Source organism: Pseudomonas sp. GM80, assembly GCF_000282515.1.
Taxonomy (GTDB): Bacteria; Pseudomonadota; Gammaproteobacteria; order Pseudomonadales; family Pseudomonadaceae; genus Aquipseudomonas.
On sequence record NZ_AKJD01000132.1, the window covers coordinates 1 to 16944 of the forward strand.

Here is a 16944-nt window from a genome sequence, read left to right on the forward strand (position 1 = left end):
GAGCCGCGATGTTCGGGTGAACCTTGATTACAACGGACAACTGGCCAATCGCGAGAAGCTGCATGGCGTTGGCTTGAGCTTGAACTGGCAGTTCTGACCGATTTATCGCTGACCTGCTCCTTGTGGTGAGGGGATTTATCCCCGATGGGGTGCGAAGCAGCCCCCGGCATCTTCCAGACACACCGAGTGGTCTGGATTTGCGACTGCTGCGCAGCCGAACGGGGATAAATCCCCTCGCCACAGGTCAGTGCGTTGACCGCACGAGATACACGGATTTTTCGCAACATCACTAAGGAAGGTCGCTGGATGAATAACAACAATACCCCCGCGCAAACGGGTGGCCGTTTTGCCCTGAAAAGCCTCACGGTCGCCGTGCTGTGTGCGATCGGCACAGCCCATGCGGCGCCGTACGTGGAAAACGCTCGCAATGGCGATCCGTCCAGTTGGCGCAGCAAGGAATTCCAGGCCGACTGGGGCCTGGGCGCCATCGGTGCCGATTACGCCTACGCCGCCGGCTACACCGGCAAAGGCGTGAAGCTCGGCATCTTCGACCAACCGGTCTACGCCGCACACCCGGAGTTCTCCGGCAGCAACAAGGTCATCACCCTGGTCACCAGCGGCATCCGCGAATACACCGATCCGTACATTCCGGTGAAAGCCGGGGACGCGTTTCGCTATGACGGTTCGCCCTCGGTCGGCTCCGACGGCAAACTCGGCGCCCACGGCACCCACGTCGGCGGTATCGCCGCAGGCAGCCGTGACGGCGGGCCGATGCACGGCGTCGCGTTCGGTGCGCAGATCATCAGCGCCGACAACGGTGACCCGGGCCCGGAAGACGGCATCGTTCGCGGCAACGACGGTGCGGTGTACAAGGCCGGTTGGGATGCCCTGATCGCCAGCGGCGCACGGATCATCAACAACAGCTGGGGCATCGGCATCACTGACCGCTTCGACCTCGGCGGCAAGGACCCGGCGTACCCGCATTTCACCGTCAACGACGCGCAATTGCAGTTCAATGAAATCCGCACCTTGCTCGGCACCAAACCCGGTGGTGCCTATGACGGCGCCATTGCCGCCGCACGCAGCGGCATCGTGACGATCTTCGCCGCCGGCAACGATTACAACCTCAACAACCCTGACGCGATCGCCGGCCTCGGCTATTTCGTCCCGGACATCGCGCCGAACTGGATCACCGTCGCCGCATTGCAGCAGAACCCGGACCTGGCCAGCGCCAACCCGTACATCATGAGTACGTTCTCATCGCGCTGCGGTTATACCGCGAGTTTCTGCGTGTCGGCGCCGGGCACGAAAATCTTCAGCTCGATCATCGAAGGCACCAACGCCGACAACCTGACCACCAGCTACAAAAACTACAACGGCACCTCCATGGCCGCGCCGCACGTGGCCGGTTCCATGGCCGTGCTGATGGAGCGCTTCCCGTACATGAGCGGTGATCAGGTCGCGACGGTCTTGCGTACCACCGCCACCGACCTCGGCGCGCCGGGCATCGACGCGTTGTACGGCTGGGGCATGATCAACCTGCGCAAGGGGATTGATGGCCCGGCGATGTTCGTCACCGAACAGGACATCCCTGAAGAGTTCCGGATTCAGGGCGCCTACGGTTCCGGTCAGTTCGTTGCAGACCTGCCGGGCATCGGCGCGATCATTGATCAGGGCAAACCCACCGAGCGTGTGTGCAACGACATCACCTGCGGCCTCGACACCTGGCGCAACGACATTTCCGGACACGGCGGCCTGACCAAGCAAGGCATCGGCACCCTGGTGATGACCGGTAACAACACCTACAGCGGCCCGACCCTGGTCAATCAGGGACGTCTGGCCATCAACGGTTCGCTGGCATCGGCGGTCACTGTCAATGACAGCGGCATCCTTGGCGGTAACGGCCGCATCGGCGCACTGTCGGTGAAAAACGGCGGTACCGTGGCACCGGGCAATTCCATCGGCACCCTGAACGTTGCCGGTGACGTGACTTTCGAGCCGGGTTCGACCTACGCGGTCGAGGTCTCGCCGACGTCCAGCGACAAGATTGTCGCCGGTGGCAAGGCTGTGATCGACGGCGCCACGGTCAGCCTGTCGCTGGAAAACAGCCCGACGCTATTGACCAGCACTGAAGTGAAAAGCCTGCTCGGTACGCAATTCAACATCTTGCAGGCAGCGGGTGGCATCGAGGGGCAATTCGGCCAGGTGCTGCCCAACTATGCGTTTCTCGGCGGCACCCTGGCGTACTCGGCCAGCGGCGTGCAACTGGATGTCGGGCGCAACGGTGCTTCATTTGCCAGCGTCGGCCTGACGCCGAACCAGCGTGCGGTGGGTGCGGCGGCCGAACGCTTGGGCGCTGGCAATGCGTTGTTCGAAACCTTGCTGCTGTCGCCAAACGCGGCTTCGGCGCAACAAGCCTTCCAGCAGTTGTCCGGCGAGATTCACCCGGCCATCGGCACGCTGCTGATCAACGACAGCCGTTACCTGCGTGATGCCGTGGGCGAGCGTCTGCGCGAGCGTGATCTGTTCAACGCCGATGCACCGAGCGATGACCGCAGCAACGCCTGGGTCAAGGTGCTGGGTTCTTGGGGCACCAGCGACGGTGGCAATAAATACGCGGACTCCACCAGTTCCATCGGTGGCCTGCTGGCCGGTGTCGATGGCTTGATTGCTGAAGATACTCGGCTGGGTTTCGTTACCGGTTATAGCGACAGCTCGTTGAGCATGGGCAGCGGCACGCATTCGTCGGCGTCGGTCGACAGCTACCACTTGGGTGCGTACCTGGGGCATCAAATGGATGCGCTGCGCCTGACCGTTGGCGGCGCTTACAGCTGGCACCGCATCGATGCAAAACGCGACCTGCAATTCGGTGACGTCAGCGGCAAGCAGAAAACCAAACGCGACGCGACCACGGCGCAATTGTTCACGGAAGCGGCTTATGATCTGGGCCTGCAACCGATGAACCTGGAACCGTTCGCCAATCTGTCTTACGTTCACCTCAACACCGAAAGCTTTACCGAGAAGGGTGATGCTGCCGCGCTCAAAGGCAGTGAAGACAACCGCGATGTGCTGCTGTCGACCTTGGGTGTGCGCGCCAAACGCAGTTTCGCCCTGTCGGACAAGCATCAGCTGGAACTGGGCGCGAGCCTGGGCTGGCAGCACAACCTGAGCAGTGTTGACGCTGAAAACCATCTGGCCTTTGCCAATGGCAACAGCGCGTTCACCGTTCAGAGCGTGTCGATGGATCGCGATGCGGCGGTGGTCGGCGTGCGTGCGGGTCTGGCGCTCAATCGCGATGTGCGGGTGAACCTGGATTACAACGGACTGATCGGTTCGAACGAGAAGGACCACGGTCTGGGCCTGACCCTGGATTGGCAGTTCTAAAGAGCACTCAAGGCATACCGGCAGTTCTGTAACGGACTGCCGTTTTTTTCAAAGGAAGAGAGAGCACAACATGGGATTGTTCGATTACAAGAATGCCGATGGCAAAGCGTTGTACAGCGACGCCATCGCACTGACGCTGTATGCCTACACGCCCACCGGCCAGCCATTGCCGGCAACCGCCTGGGCACCGGTCGCTGCGACCGCGCTGGGTTATCAAGGCAAGGTCGGGCCGCAAGGCACGTTCTTCGGCGAGAAGGACGGTTTCACCAGCGCCGAAGCCGAAGTGCTCGGCAAATACGACGCTGCAGGCAAGTTGATCGGCATCGGCATCGCGTTTCGTGGCACCGGCGGCCTGGGCTACAGCGACACCTTCGGTGACCTGAAAAACAATCTGCTGGCGGCCATCGGCCCATCGGATTACGCGAGCAATTACGCGAAAAACGCCTTCGACAACCTGCTCAAGGCGGTCGCCGCATTCGCGATTGCCAATGGCATTGCTGCCAAGGATGTACTGATCAGCGGCCACAGCCTCGGCGGGCTCGGGGTCAACAGCGTCGCCGAACTGAGCGCGGGCAACTGGGGCGGGTTCTTCAAAGACGCCAACTATGTTGCGTTCGCCTCGCCGACCCAGAGCAGCACCGGCAACAACGTGTTGAACATCGGCTACGAGAACGATCCGGTGTTCCGCGTGCTCGATGGCACCACCTTCAGCACCGCCTCGATGGGCAAGCACGACAAGCCCCACGAATCGACCACCGATAACATCGTCAACTTCAACGAAAACTACGCCTCCACCGCGCAGAACCTCGTGCCGTTCAGCATCATCAATCCCATGAGCTGGTCGGCCCATAGTTCGCTGGGTTATGCCGATGGCCTGAACCGGGTGATCGATTCGAAGTTCTACAACCTCACCAGCAAGGACTCGACGATCATCGTTTCCAACCTGGAAGAGGCCTCGCGCGGTAAAACCTGGGTCGAGGACCTCGGTCGCAGCGGCGAGCCGCACACCGGCAGCACCTTCATCATCGGTACCGACAGCAACGACTGGCTCAAGGGCGGGGCGGGCAATGACTTCCTGGAAGGACGCGGCGGCGATGACCGTTTCCGCGATGACGGCGGCTTCAACATTCTGCTGGGCGGCCAAGGGCACAACACCTTTGAACTGCAGAAGCCGTTGCAGAACTTCAGCTTTGCCAACGACGGCGACGGCACCCTGTATGTGCGCGACGCCTATGGCGGCATCAGCATGACCCGCGACATCGGCGCGCTGGTGAGCAAAGAAGCGGGTTCGTGGTGGGGCAGCAAGGAAATCACCTGGAACGTCACCGCCAAGGGGCTGACCAACGGCAACGAACTGACCCAGTACAACCACTCGCTCAACGGCGACGCCTACGGCAATGCCCTGCACGCGACTGCTGACGGTGACTGGCTGTTCGGCCTGGGCGGCGACGACAAGCTGATCAGCGACAAGGGCCATGTGACCTTCGTCGGCGGCGCTGGCAACGACGTGATGACGGCGGTGGGTGGCAACAACACGTTCCTGTTCAGCGGCGCGTTCGGTTTTGATGCCATCAACGGCTATCAGGGCAGCGACAAACTGGTGTTCATGGGCGTTGAAGGCGCGGGGCAGGGCTACGACTACAAGCAGCACGCGTCGCAGTCGGGCAACGACACCGTGCTGAAGATTGGCGACTATGCCGTGACGCTGATCGGGGTCGGCGTGGCTAACCTGTCGGATTCGGCATTCGTCTTCGCCTGACGACGACATATCCCCCTGTAGGAGCTGCCGAAGGCTGCGATCTGTTGATCTTGTTTTTAAAAAAAATCAAAAGATCGCAGCCTCGTTTCACTCGTCAGCGCCTACAAGAGGGATTTGTATGGGGTGATTAAATGCTCCGGGGCGTTCCCGTGGGGCGCCCTGGCTGTGAGCTATCTCTGCACAATTCCAACAAAGAGAGAGGCAATAGCAATGGGTGTGTATGACTACAAGAACTTCGGCACAGCCGATTCCAAGGCGCTGTTCAGCGATGCCATGGCGATCACGCTGTATTCCTATCACAACCTCGACAACGGTTTTGCCGCTGGCTATCAGCACAACGGTTTCGGTATCGGCCTGCCCGCCACCCTGGTCACCGCGCTGATTGGCGGCGCCGATTCACAAGGCGTGATCCCCGGCATTCCATGGAATCCCGACTCGGAAAAGCTCGCCCTCGATGCGGTAAAAGCGGCTGGCTGGACGCCGATCACCGCCGCGCAACTGGGCTACGACGGCAAGACCGATGCCCGCGGAACCTTCTTCGGCGAGAAGGCCGGCTACACCAGCGCTCAGGTTGAAATCCTCGGCAAATACGACGCCCAAGGCCATCTGACGGAATTAGGCATCGCCTTCCGTGGCACCAGCGGCCCGCGGGAAATCCTCATCGGCGACTCGATTGGCGACGTGATCAACGATCTGCTCGCTGCGTTTGGTCCCAAGGATTACGCGAAGAATTACGTCGGTGAAGCATTCGGCAACCTGCTCAATGACGTCATGGCGTTTGCCAAGGCCAGCGGCCTGACCGGCAAAGACGTGCTGATCAGCGGCCACAGCCTCGGCGGATTGGCGGTCAACAGCATGGCGGACTTGAGTGGCGGCAAGTGGGGCGGGTTCTTCGCTGACTCCAACTACATTGCCTACGCCTCGCCCACACAAAGCAGCACCGACAAAGTGCTCAATGTCGGCTACGAAAATGACCCGGTGTTTCGTGCGCTTGACGGCTCGACCTTCACCGGTGCCTCGGTCGGCGTGCACGACGCACCGCACGCCTCGACCACCGACAACATCGTCAGCTTCAACGACCACTACGCCTCAACCGCGTGGAACCTGCTGCCGTACTCGATCCTGAATATTCCGACGTGGATTTCGCACCTGCCGACCGCTTATGGCGACGGCATGAACCGGGTCATCGAATCGAGGTTCTACGACCTGACCAGCCGCGACTCGACGATCATTGTCGCCAACCTGTCCGACCCGGCGCGCGCCAACACCTGGGTGCAGGATCTCAACCGCAACGCCGACCCGCACAAGGGCAGCACGTTCATCATCGGCAGCGATGGCAACGACCTGATCCAGGGCGGCAGCGGCAATGACTATCTCGAAGGCCGCGCCGGCAACGACAGCTTCCGCGACGGCGGCGGTTACAACATCATTCTGGGCGGGCAGGGCAGCAATACCCTCGATTTGCAGAAGTCGGTCAACACGTTTGACTTTGCCAATGACGGCGCCGGCAATCTGTACATCCGCGATGCCAATGGCGGGATCAGCATCACCCGTGACATCGGCAGCATCGTCACCAAGGAGCCGGGGTTCCTCTGGGGTCTGTTCAAGGATGACGTCACCCACAGCGTGACCGCGAGCGGTTTGAAAGTCGGCAACAACCTCACCGCTTACGAGTCGAGCGTCAAAGGCAGCAGCGGCGCCGACACGCTCAAGGCACACGCCGGCGGCGACTGGTTGTTTGGCCTCGACGGCAACGATCACCTGATTGGCGGCAGCGGCAACGACGTGTTTGTTGGCGGCGCCGGCAATGACCTGATGGAATCGGGGGGCGGGGCGGACACGTTCCTGTTCAACGGTGCGTTCGGGCAGGATCGAGTGCTCGGGTTCACGTCCAACGACAAACTGGTGTTCCTCGGTGTGCAGGGCGTGTTGCCGACCGACGACTTCCGCGCCCATGCCTCGACGGTAGGGCAGGATACGGTGCTGACGTTCGGCAATGATTCAGTGACGCTGGTCGGGGTTTCGCTCAACAGCCTGAGCGCCGACGGCATCGTCATCGCCTGATAGGCCTCTTCGCGGGCAAGCCTTGCTCCTATACTGTAGGAGCAGGGCTTGCCCGCGAAGAACGATAACGCCATCTGAAAAGTGACTCATAAGCCAGACACTGACTCAAACCCCCTGCAAAAACAGGAAATGCGGCCTAAAGCGAGCGCGTGCACACACGTTCTACAGCTAGCCGCCATTGAGTACAGGAGATTCACACGTGAAAGGTTTCAAGGGGTATGTCGGTACGCTGGGGCTGGCACTGTTGTCAGCCAATGCCTGGGCCGACCTGCCTCAAAGCTCGATTCTGAGCCGTTATGGCATCACCACCGAACAATTGCCGGCGCCAGCCAAAACCGAAGTGGTTGAACCGGTTGAAGAGAAAAGCCACTTTCAGATCCAGCCCGAACAGCCCTTCGTGACCCTGCGTCTGGGCGATGGCAAGCAGCCGCAAACCACCGGCAACCTGAGCATCGACCGCATGGCCCAACAGGATTTTGAACGTTGCCAACGTCTACAGGGTGAAGTAGCTCGTCGTGGCGGCACCTACATGCGCTGCGACAACAGCCTGCCGGGCATGCCCGCCTTCGAATAACCTGTAGGAGCTGCCGAAGGCTGCGATCTGTTGATCTTGATTTTTAAAAACAAGATCAACAGATCGCAGCCTTCGGCAGCTCCTACAGAAGCGGGGTCAGTCTTCTTTGCGGACGGTGGCGACTTCGTCGGCGCGGACTTTCACTTTGGCGCCGGAAATATCTTCGAACTCATAGAAGCCGTCCTTGGTTTTGGTCTTCGGCATGTCCTTGGTCAAATACTGGGTGCCGTTCTGCAGGGTCACCACGGTTTGCGTCGAGCAACCGCCCAACACCAGCAGGGCCGCTACCGCCAAGGGAATGCCCAGCGTCTTGATTTTCATACCCACCTCTGACTCCTCATGTTGTGATACCGAGCATTGTCGGTGTTCTAACGCGGTTGGTGCCGTCCCATCGGGAAAAGTTCGATACGCCGGTTAAAAAATGCCATTGATCCTTTTCCGTTTGCACCGGGCAGGGCAGAACTGTTATCTGTACGCATAACCAGTACTCGCTCGCCATGGCCCTGAATTCCCGTGACTGCCAACCCGCTCGACGATCCGTTCTATTACCTCAACAACTTCCGCCAAGTGCTTGATTGGCTTGAGCTTCGCTATGGCGATGTGATGAGCGAAACCGAGCACGGGTTTATCCGCGACTTCAATGCCTTGCCCCGCGCCTCGCAGGGGTTGCTGGTGCGCATGGTCATGCGCAAGGGTGTGCACTTTCGCGCGAGCAAACTCGACTACCGCGAAATCGGCGACATCGTCGACGCCGCGCAACCCTTGCTGGTTCAGGGCTGGATTGACGAGCACGCACCGCTGGCGATGGCCGAACTGTTCGACGTGTTGCTCAAGGCCGAGATTCTGCATGCGTTTGGTGCGGCCATCGACACACCGAAAGGGCGCAAGGATGCCTGGCTGCCGTTGCTCGCCGAGCAGTTCAGCGAAGCGCGCAGCCTGCGCGACTGGGCGCCAATGCTTGAAGATCGCCTGTTCAGCCTGACCATCATGGACCTGTGCGACCGCTTGCGCCTGATGTTCTTCGGCAACCTCTATCAGGACTGGTCGGAGTTCGTCCTCGCCGACCTGGGGATCTTCACTTACGAAAAAGTCGAGTTCTGCGCCGATTCCCGAGGCCTGCGCAGCCGTGAAGACGTCGACGCCTGCCTGTTCCTGCACAACTGCCAAGTGCGCTTCGAGGCCGGTGAACCGGTGGAAACCATCGTCGAACAGGTCAGCGCCTTGCACTTCGACAACCCATGGCTGCAACGCCGGCAAGGTAAGGTGCTGTTCCAGATTGGCCAATACTGCGAACGCCTCGGCGAATTTGCCCTGGCCCTGAACATTTACCGCGATTGCGCCTATCCGGGCGCCCGGCTGCGGATGATCCGGGTGCTGGAGCGTTGCGGCGAATACAGTCTGGCGCTGGATCTCGGCACGCTCGCCGGGCAGGCACCTGAAAGCGCCGCTGAACAACAAGGTCTGCAACGCATAGTGCCGCGCTTGCGCCGCAAGCTCGGTGGCCCGCCGCTCAAACGTGCGCGGGCAAAACCGGTCGAGCGTCTGGATCTGCATTTGCCGCGTATCGATCCAGCACTGTCGGTGGAGTACTACGTGCAAGCCCATTTGCACGACGACGATGGTCCGGTGCATTACGTCGAAAACAGCCTGATCAACTCTTTGTTCGGATTGTTGTGCTGGCCGGCGATTTTTGCGCCGTTGCCGGGGGCGTTTTTTCACCCGTTCCAGCGCGGCCCGGTCGATCTGCTCAATGAAGACTTCCAGCAGCGTCGCGCCGAACTGTTCAAGGCCTGCCTCGGCGAACTTGACGACGGTCGCTATGCCGAGACCATCCGCCAACGTTTTGTTGCCAAGTGGGGCGTGCAATCGCCGTTCGTGTTCTGGGGCGCACTGAATGAAACGCTGCTTGAGCAAGCGCTGGCCTGCCTGCCCGCCGAGCACCTCAAGCATTGGTTCAATCGGCTGTTGCTCGACATCAAGGCCAACCGCGCGGGCATGCCCGACCTGATCCAGTTCTGGCCACAACACAAAACCTACCGAATGATCGAGGTCAAAGGCCCCGGCGATCGCCTGCAAGACAACCAATTGCGCTGGCTGGAGTTCTGCCATGAGCACCAGATGCCGGTCGCCGTGTGTTACGTGCAATGGGCGGAGCAGAGCGCTTGAGCTACAACATTGCCGTGCGGGCGCTGTGTGAGTTCACCGCCAAGACCGGCGACCTCGACCTGCGTTTCACGCCATCACCCACGGCGCTGGAAGGCATCGCCGGCCATCGCACGGTCGCCTCGCGGCGCAGTGACGGCTATCAAAGCGAAGTGGCGCTTGAAGGCACGTTCCGTCAGTTGCAAGTCAAGGGCAGGGCGGACGGTTACGACCCGGCGCAGAACTGCCTGGAGGAAGTCAAAACCTACCGCGGCGATCTGGGCAAACAACCGGCCAACCACCGCCAACTGCACTGGGCGCAGGCGAAAATCTACGGCTGGCTGATGTGCCGCAAGCTCGAACTTGAGCAGATCAATCTGGCGCTGGTGTATTTCGACATCGTCAGCGAGAAGGAAACCTGCCTGGTCGAAGCGTTCAGCGCCGAGGATCTGCAAGGTTTCTTCGAGCAGCAATGCACGCTGTTCCTGCATTGGGCCGAACAGGAAATGGCCCACCGCGAGGCGCGGAATCTGGCTGCGCAGCAATTGCGATTTCCCCACGTCGACTTTCGTCCCGGCCAACGGCACCTGGCGGAATCGGTGTTCAAGGCGATCAGCACCGGTCGCTGCCTGATGGCGCAGGCACCCACCGGCATTGGCAAAACCCTGGGCACGCTGTTTCCGATGCTCAAGGCCCTGGCGCCGCAGCAACTGGACAAAGTGTTCTTCCTGACCGCCAAGACACCGGGGCGCAAACTGGCGCTGGACGCCAGTCAGGTGCTGTTCGATCAGTCGGCAAGCTTGCCCTTGCGGGTCTTGGAGATGGTCGCCCGGGACAAGGCCTGCGAGCACCCGGACAAAGCCTGTCATGGCGAATCCTGCCCGTTGGCCCAAGGGTTTTACGATCGTTTGCCCGCCGCCCGCGAGGCGGCCAGTCGCCTGCAACTGCTTGATCAAGCGGCCATGCGCGAGGTCGCCGCGCAACATTCCGTGTGTCCGTACTACCTGAGCCAGGAAATGGCCCGTTGGGCTGACGTGGTGATTGCCGACTACAACTACTACTTCGACTTCAGCGCGATGCTGTTTGGTCTGGCCCAGCTCAACCAGTGGAAAGTCGCGGTGCTGGCGGATGAAGCGCACAACCTGGTCGAGCGTGGTCGGCAGATGTACAGCGCCACTCTTGATCAGTTCGCGCTGGGCAGCGTACGCAAAACCGCACCCGAAGCCCTGAAAAATTCCCTGCAACGGCTCAATCGCGAGTGGAACGCGTTGCATGCGCCGCAATTGGCGGCGTATCAGGCGTATGACAAGGCACCGGAAAAGCTCCTGCAAGCCATCTCACTGTGTTGCGCGGCAATCGGCGATTACCTCAACGATCACCCGCAAGGTCTCGACAGCGGATTGCAGAACTTCTATTTCGATTTGCTGCAGTTTGGCCGCGTCGCCGAATTGTTCGACGAACACTATTTGTTCGACATCAGCAAGCGCGACCTCGACCGCAAGCGTCCGCTGTCGCAGTTGTGCCTGCGCAACGTGGTCCCGGCCGCGTTCATTGGCCCACGCCTGAAAGCGGCGCGCAGCAGCGTACTGTTTTCGGCGACGCTGAGCCCGCAGCATTACTACGCCGATCTGCTGGGCACGCCGGCCGACACCGTGTGGATCGACGTTGAATCGCCGTTCAGCGCCGAGCAGTTGCAGGTGCAGATCGTCAGTCGCATCTCGACGCGCTTCAATCATCGCCAGGCGTCACTCGAACCCATCGTCGAACTCATCGCCCGCCAGTTCAGCGAGCGTCCGGGCAACTATCTGGCGTTCTTCAGCAGCTTCGATTACCTGCAACAAGTGGCGCAACTGCTGGCGGAACGTCATCCCCACATCACCCTTTGGCAACAATCGCGGGGCATGGCCGAAGGGTTGCGGCAGGCGTTTCTCGATCAATTCACCGCTGACAGTCAGGGCGTGGGTTTTGCCGTGCTCGGCGGCGCATTTGGCGAGGGCATCGATCTGCCGGGCTCGCGCCTGATCGGGGCTTTCATCGCAACCCTGGGCCTGGCGCAACTCAACCCGGTCAACGAACAGTTGAAACGGCGCATGGCGGCGATTTTCGGCGCCGGTTATGACTACACCTACCTGTATCCGGGCATGCAGAAAGTCGTGCAGGCGGCGGGGCGGGTCATCCGAACCCGCGAGGATCGCGGCGTGGTGATGCTGATCGACGACCGCTTTGCCGAGAGCCGGATCAAACAGTTGTTGCCCAAGTGGTGGTCGCTGGAACACGCGGGTTCGGGTTTTGAGCAGACTTTGCCCGAAGGCAGTCTTTCAGCGTCCGGCCAGTCGATACGTTCAACGTAGAGCTTTCCAATTCAACGGTTTGACGCATACTCCTGTCAGTACCCAATGTGCCGTGAGTCGTACCTGATGAAGACAACCAACAAGAGCGCCGCCATCGAAGAGATGCGCTTCAGGCTGCTGATCGATGCCGTGGTCGATTACGCGATCTACATGATCGACCCGGACGGCATCATCACCAGCTGGAATTCCGGCGCCAAACGTTTCAAAGGGTATGAAGAGGCAGAAATTCTCGGCGAGCACTTTTCACGCTTCTATACCGCTGCTGATCGCGCTGCGGGTTTGCCGCAGAAAGCGCTCGACACCGCTATTGGCGAAGGGCGTTTCGAGGGCGAAGGCTGGCGGGTGCGCAAGGACGGCACCAACTTCTGGTGCCACGTGGTGATCGACCCGATCATTGACCCCGACGGCACGTTGCTGGGTTTTGCCAAGATCACCCGTGATCTCACCGATCGAAAAATGGCCGAAGAAACCCTCAAACAAAGCGAACAGCAGTTCCGCCTGCTGGTACAAGGCGTCACCGATTACGCCATTTACATGCTCAGCCCCGAAGGTCGCGTCAGCAACTGGAATCAGGGCGCACAGCGCATCAAGGGCTATTTGCCGGAAGAAATCATCGGCCAGCATTTTTCGATCTTCTACACCCCCGAAGACCGTGAGCTGGGCGAGCCCCAGCGGGCGCTGGAGATCGCCACCCGCGAGGGTCGCTTTGAAAAAAAGAGTTGGCGCGTTCGCAAGGACGGCACGCAGTTCCTCGCCCATGTGGTGGTCGATGCCATCCGTGGAGACACCGGCACGCTGCTCGGTTTCGCCAAGATCACCCGCGATGTCACCGAAGCCCATCTGGCGCAGCAGGCGCTGGAAAAAACCCGCGAGGCATTGTTCCAGGCGCAGAAGATGCAGGCTATCGGTCAACTCAGCGGCGGCATTGCCCATGACTTCAACAACCTGCTGACGGTAATCCTCGGCAATCTGGAAATCCTGCAGAAGCGCACGGGCGATGATCCGAAAATCACTCGACTGCTGGAAAACGCCACTCAGGGCGCGCTGCGCGGCGTGTCGCTGACCCAACGCATGCTGGCGTTTGCCCGGCGCCAGGAGCTGAAAACCGAATCGGTGGATATTCCGAAACTGGTGCAAGGCATCACCGGGCTGTTGCGCAGTTCAATGGGGCCGGGCATCAGGATCGAAACACGCTTTGCCGAAAATATTGAGCCGGTGCTGGCAGACACCAACCAGCTGGAACTCGCCATCCTCAATCTGGCCACCAATGCCCGGGATGCCATGCCCAACGGTGGCAGTGTGGTGATCAGTGCTCAGCCGGAAGTGGTGCTGGAACACGGTCATTCGACGCTGGCGGCGGGTCGTTACGTCTGCCTGAGCCTGGTCGACACCGGCGAAGGCATGGATGCCGACACGCTTTTTTCGGCCAAAGACCCGTTTTTCACCACCAAGGGGTTGGGCAAAGGCACAGGCCTTGGCTTGTCGATGGTGCACGGCTTTATCGAGCAGCTCGGTGGCCGCTTCATTCTCAAAAGCGAAAAGGGTCAAGGCACTGCTGCTGAGCTATGGATTCCGGTGGCCGGTGAGGGCGTGGCGAGCAAGCCTTTATTTCCGCCCACAGAACCGGTCGCCGTGCCACGGCTGAGCGTGCTGGTGGTCGACGACGATTCGTTGGTCTTGACCAGTACCAGCCTGTTGCTTGAAGACCTCGGCCATCGGGTGATCAACGCCACCTCCGGTGCCCAGGCACTGACATTGTTCGACCAGGGCGAAGTGATAGACCTGATGATCACCGACATGGCCATGCCGCAGATGAGCGGGGCGCAACTGGCCCATGCGGTGCGGCTGCTCAAACCGGATCTACCGATCATCCTCGCCACCGGTTATGCCGAACGTCTGGAAGGCTTTGCCGCGCAGCTGCCTCGTTTGCCGAAACCGTTTACCCAAATGAACCTGGTGGAGATCATTGCCCAATCGATGAAATGACGCAGGGTGCAATCCGGCTGAACTTGTCCGAGAGGGCAGCCTTCTAAAAGGTTTCCCCCCTCATCGGAGCAGGCGTCTCTTGTCTCGCATACTGACTCATCCGACCGCTGAAGAAACCCTCACCGAACATGACGCGAAGATGTTCGGCTCGCCCAAGGAGCGGCTGGATTTTTATCGGCGGGAAATCCAGTACGAAACCAGCATTCTGGCCAACCGCACTGATGCCTATCTGGCCGCGCAGTCGTTTCTGGTGATTGCGTTCGCCTCGTGCATGGCAAACCTCAACCCGGAATGGGGCAAGTTGTTCACCTTGGTAGTACCGCCGTTTCTGGCGTTGCTCGGTTTGCTCAGCTCGCTGAATGCCTGGCCGGGGATTCGTGCGGCGTACGACATCATCGACCACTGGCATTTCAAGCAAAGTCATTTGCTGCACAGTGAGCCGGTGATGGGACTGGCGTATGACGAATCGCCGCTGTTCTGCGAGACGGAATCCAGCCACAAGGGTTATCGCAAATCGCTGTTGTTCTCGGTGCGCACGCCGTGGATCTTTGCGACTTTCTGGGTGCTGCTGGGCAGTTATGCGGTGTTCATCCAGGTAACCAACCCCGGCGGTTGAGCGGCAGGCAAAGAAAAACCCGGCAGTGTGAACCGGGTTTTTTCTTTGCCTTGCTTATCCTGCTGTTGCCAACTCTCGGCGCAGTGCCTGTGAGTTTTGCGATGACATCGGGATCGGCGGGAAGTCTTCATTGAGCACGCACAGATGGTCGATGGCGTCCTCAAACATAAAATCGGCTTTTTTGCGCAACGCTCGATAGCGCTCGAACTGCTCAAAGTCGAGATTTTCCACTTCAAGCAATGCATTCGCTGCCCGATTAAGTGCATGGGCGTTTTCGAACAATTGACGATTGCGTTCCAGAGCCAATGCTCTGCAAGCCTTGATTTGCGCAGGAGTCGAACATTCTTTCATGACCGTGACCTTAAGTATTCGGGATTCCTTTTCATGGGCCTCAGGCCGCCGAGGAACCAAACCTGACGAGCCCCGCCGGAACGATCCAGAGGGGGTTAAGGTTGTGACCATCGACATTCGCGCAGAGATCCATTTTTTTTCACATATTTCCCAACAATCCCACCTGTAGGAGCTGCCGCAGGCTGCGATCTTTTGATCTTGATCTTGATCTTGATCTTGATCTTGATCTTGATCTTGATCTTGATCTTGATCTTGATCTTGATCTTGATCTTGATCTTGATCTTGAAAAACAAGATCAAAAGATCGCAGCCTGCGGCAGCTCCTACCGGTTTTTGTGTTGTTCGTAGCGCGCGAGGATTGGTTGCGTACTGATGCCGTGCAGCAAAATGCTCAGGGCCACGACCGATAGCGTCAGGTCTGTGCACAGCGTCGCGAGCGACCCGGTCAGCCCCTCGTTCAACGCATAAAACAGGTAAAACAGGCTACCGATCCCACGAATGCCAAACCAGCCGATCAACAGCCGTTGTCGTCCCTCCAGCAAGGTGCCCCACGGCATCAAGGCAACGCACGCCGGGCGTATCAGGCAGAACAATACGCCGCCCACCACCAGCGCGCGCCAATCCCAATGCGCCACCAGCACCACCCCCAGCAGCGTCACCAGAAACACCTCCATGGCGCGTTCGACCAGGCTGCCAAACGACAGCATGTCGCCCATCATGATGCCGGCGGCGACCTGGCTGCTTTCCAGCTTTTCGGTGTCGCCGTGGACGGCGTGTTGAGGCTCGACGTTCTGATGGCCGACTACCGGCTGTACCAGGTGTTCGGCCGGAGGTTGCCCGGCACCGGTGGATTTCACTTCAACCTGGCGCAGGCCGAGGCCGGCGGCGAACACCGATAGAAAGCCATAACCGCCAATGGCTTCAGCGCCGACATACGCCAATGCGATCAGCGACAGGGCCAGATAATCATTGGGGCTCAAGGTGCTGTCATCATTGCGAATGCGCAGTGACAAGGTCACGCGACCGATGCCGCGACCCATCCAGTAACCGGTCAAAAGCCCTGCGGGCACGGCCCACAGCACGCTGCGCAAAACCCAGCCCTGCCAGTCGCCGTCACTGTGGATCAGCAACAGACCCAGAATCACAAACGGGAAAGCGATGCCGTCGTTCAAACCAGCCTCGCCGGAAAGACCGAAGCGCACGCTGTCGACATCCCGCGCGTCATTGACCTGCACCAGTGCGGCCAGCACCGGGTCGGTTGGCGCCAGGATCGCGCCAACCAACAACGACGGCCCCCACGGCAACTGCAAGCCCCAATGCAGCAACAGGCAAACGCCGGCGATGGTCAGCACCATCACCGGCCCGGCCAGACCAAAAGCAATTCGCCAACGCTTGTCGCGTAATGGCAAACGTAATTTCAGCCCACAGACAAACAGCGAAAAGAGCACCGCCACTTCCGTCAGGTGCTCCATCCACAATGAGGCGTTTTCTACCGACAGTTGCAGCAAGCCCAGACCGCTGGGGCCGATACCGATCCCCAGCAACAGACACACCGCCGATGTCGTCACCGGCATCCAGCGCAGATAGGAAGACGTCAGTGCCAACGTCAGCAGCACGGCACCGAGCACGGCAACCCACACAGTAAAACTCATGATTTGCCGCCTTCAGTGATTAATGACGGGCGCCTGCAGAGACCCTTTTCCCCTGTAGGAGCTGCC

The 16944-nt window shown here is 59.9% G+C and carries 11 protein-coding genes; 8 read left to right on the forward strand and 3 right to left on the reverse strand.

What is annotated here, in order from left to right; all coding sequences use genetic code 11:
- The first annotated feature begins 306 nt into the window (after positions 1-306).
- From PMI37_RS19570 to PMI37_RS19585, 4 genes are all read left to right on the forward strand, one after another.
- On the forward strand, positions 307-3384 hold the full coding sequence (locus PMI37_RS19570; RefSeq protein WP_008084082.1) for an autotransporter serine protease: 3078 nt from the start codon (positions 307-309) through the stop codon (positions 3382-3384).
- 70 nt (positions 3385-3454) lie between these two features.
- Positions 3455-5143, forward strand: coding sequence for a polyurethane esterase (locus PMI37_RS19575; protein WP_008084083.1), 1689 nt, complete (start codon positions 3455-3457; stop codon positions 5141-5143).
- 210 nt (positions 5144-5353) lie between these two features.
- Positions 5354-7207, forward strand: a complete 1854-nt coding sequence (locus PMI37_RS19580) for a polyurethane esterase (protein WP_008084084.1) — start codon at positions 5354-5356, stop codon at positions 7205-7207.
- Between the two features lie 199 nt (positions 7208-7406).
- On the forward strand, positions 7407-7781 hold the full coding sequence (locus PMI37_RS19585; RefSeq protein WP_008084085.1) for a hypothetical protein: 375 nt from the start codon (positions 7407-7409) through the stop codon (positions 7779-7781).
- A gap of 96 nt (positions 7782-7877) precedes the next feature.
- On the opposite strand, the gene PMI37_RS19590 is transcribed toward PMI37_RS19585, so the two are convergent.
- Positions 7878-8102, reverse strand: a complete 225-nt coding sequence (locus PMI37_RS19590) for a YgdI/YgdR family lipoprotein (RefSeq protein ID WP_008084086.1) — start codon at positions 8100-8102, stop codon at positions 7878-7880.
- A gap of 192 nt (positions 8103-8294) precedes the next feature.
- On the opposite strand from PMI37_RS19590, the gene PMI37_RS19595 reads away from it, so the two are divergent.
- The 4 genes from PMI37_RS19595 to PMI37_RS19610 all read left to right on the forward strand — a co-directional run bounded on the left by PMI37_RS19595 (position 8295) and on the right by PMI37_RS19610 (position 14876).
- Positions 8295-9947, forward strand: a complete 1653-nt coding sequence (locus PMI37_RS19595) for a VRR-NUC domain-containing protein (protein WP_008084087.1) — start codon at positions 8295-8297, stop codon at positions 9945-9947.
- On the forward strand, positions 9944-12274 hold the full coding sequence (locus PMI37_RS19600; RefSeq protein ID WP_008084088.1) for an ATP-dependent DNA helicase: 2331 nt from the start codon (positions 9944-9946) through the stop codon (positions 12272-12274). The genes PMI37_RS19595 and PMI37_RS19600 overlap by 4 nt, the downstream gene beginning before the upstream one ends.
- Positions 12275-12340: 66 nt before the next feature.
- On the forward strand, positions 12341-14260 hold the full coding sequence (locus tag PMI37_RS19605; protein ID WP_008084090.1) for a hybrid sensor histidine kinase/response regulator: 1920 nt from the start codon (positions 12341-12343) through the stop codon (positions 14258-14260).
- 79 nt (positions 14261-14339) lie between these two features.
- A complete protein-coding gene (locus tag PMI37_RS19610) occupies positions 14340-14876 on the forward strand; it encodes a hypothetical protein (protein ID WP_008084092.1) in 537 nt (178 codons plus the stop codon).
- A 54-nt stretch (positions 14877-14930) separates the two neighbouring features.
- Here the strand turns inward: PMI37_RS19610 and PMI37_RS31380 are convergent, their stop codons facing one another.
- Positions 14931-15227 carry a hypothetical protein gene (locus PMI37_RS31380; protein WP_008084094.1) on the reverse strand — a complete coding sequence of 99 codons (297 nt, stop codon included), beginning with the start codon at positions 15225-15227 and terminating at the stop codon, positions 14931-14933.
- A 322-nt stretch (positions 15228-15549) separates the two neighbouring features.
- On the reverse strand, positions 15550-16878 hold the full coding sequence (locus PMI37_RS19625; RefSeq protein ID WP_008084096.1) for a cation:proton antiporter: 1329 nt from the start codon (positions 16876-16878) through the stop codon (positions 15550-15552).
- Positions 16879-16944 lie beyond the last annotated feature (66 nt).

What these genes read in the sequence shown, in the direction of transcription:
- PMI37_RS19570 (WP_008084082.1), top strand. Translation starts at nt 307, where the DNA reads ATGAATAACAACAATACCCCCGCGCAAACGGGTGGCCGTTTTGCCCTG.
- PMI37_RS19575 (WP_008084083.1), top strand. Translation starts at nt 3,455, where the DNA reads ATGGGATTGTTCGATTACAAGAATGCCGATGGCAAAGCGTTGTACAGC.
- PMI37_RS19580 (WP_008084084.1), top strand. Translation starts at nt 5,354, where the DNA reads ATGGGTGTGTATGACTACAAGAACTTCGGCACAGCCGATTCCAAGGCG.
- PMI37_RS19590 (WP_008084086.1), bottom strand. Translation starts at nt 8,102, where the DNA reads ATGAAAATCAAGACGCTGGGCATTCCCTTGGCGGTAGCGGCCCTGCTG.
- PMI37_RS19605 (WP_008084090.1), top strand. Translation starts at nt 12,341, where the DNA reads ATGAAGACAACCAACAAGAGCGCCGCCATCGAAGAGATGCGCTTCAGG.
- PMI37_RS31380 (WP_008084094.1), bottom strand. Translation starts at nt 15,227, where the DNA reads ATGAAAGAATGTTCGACTCCTGCGCAAATCAAGGCTTGCAGAGCATTG.
- PMI37_RS19625 (WP_008084096.1), bottom strand. Translation starts at nt 16,878, where the DNA reads ATGAGTTTTACTGTGTGGGTTGCCGTGCTCGGTGCCGTGCTGCTGACG.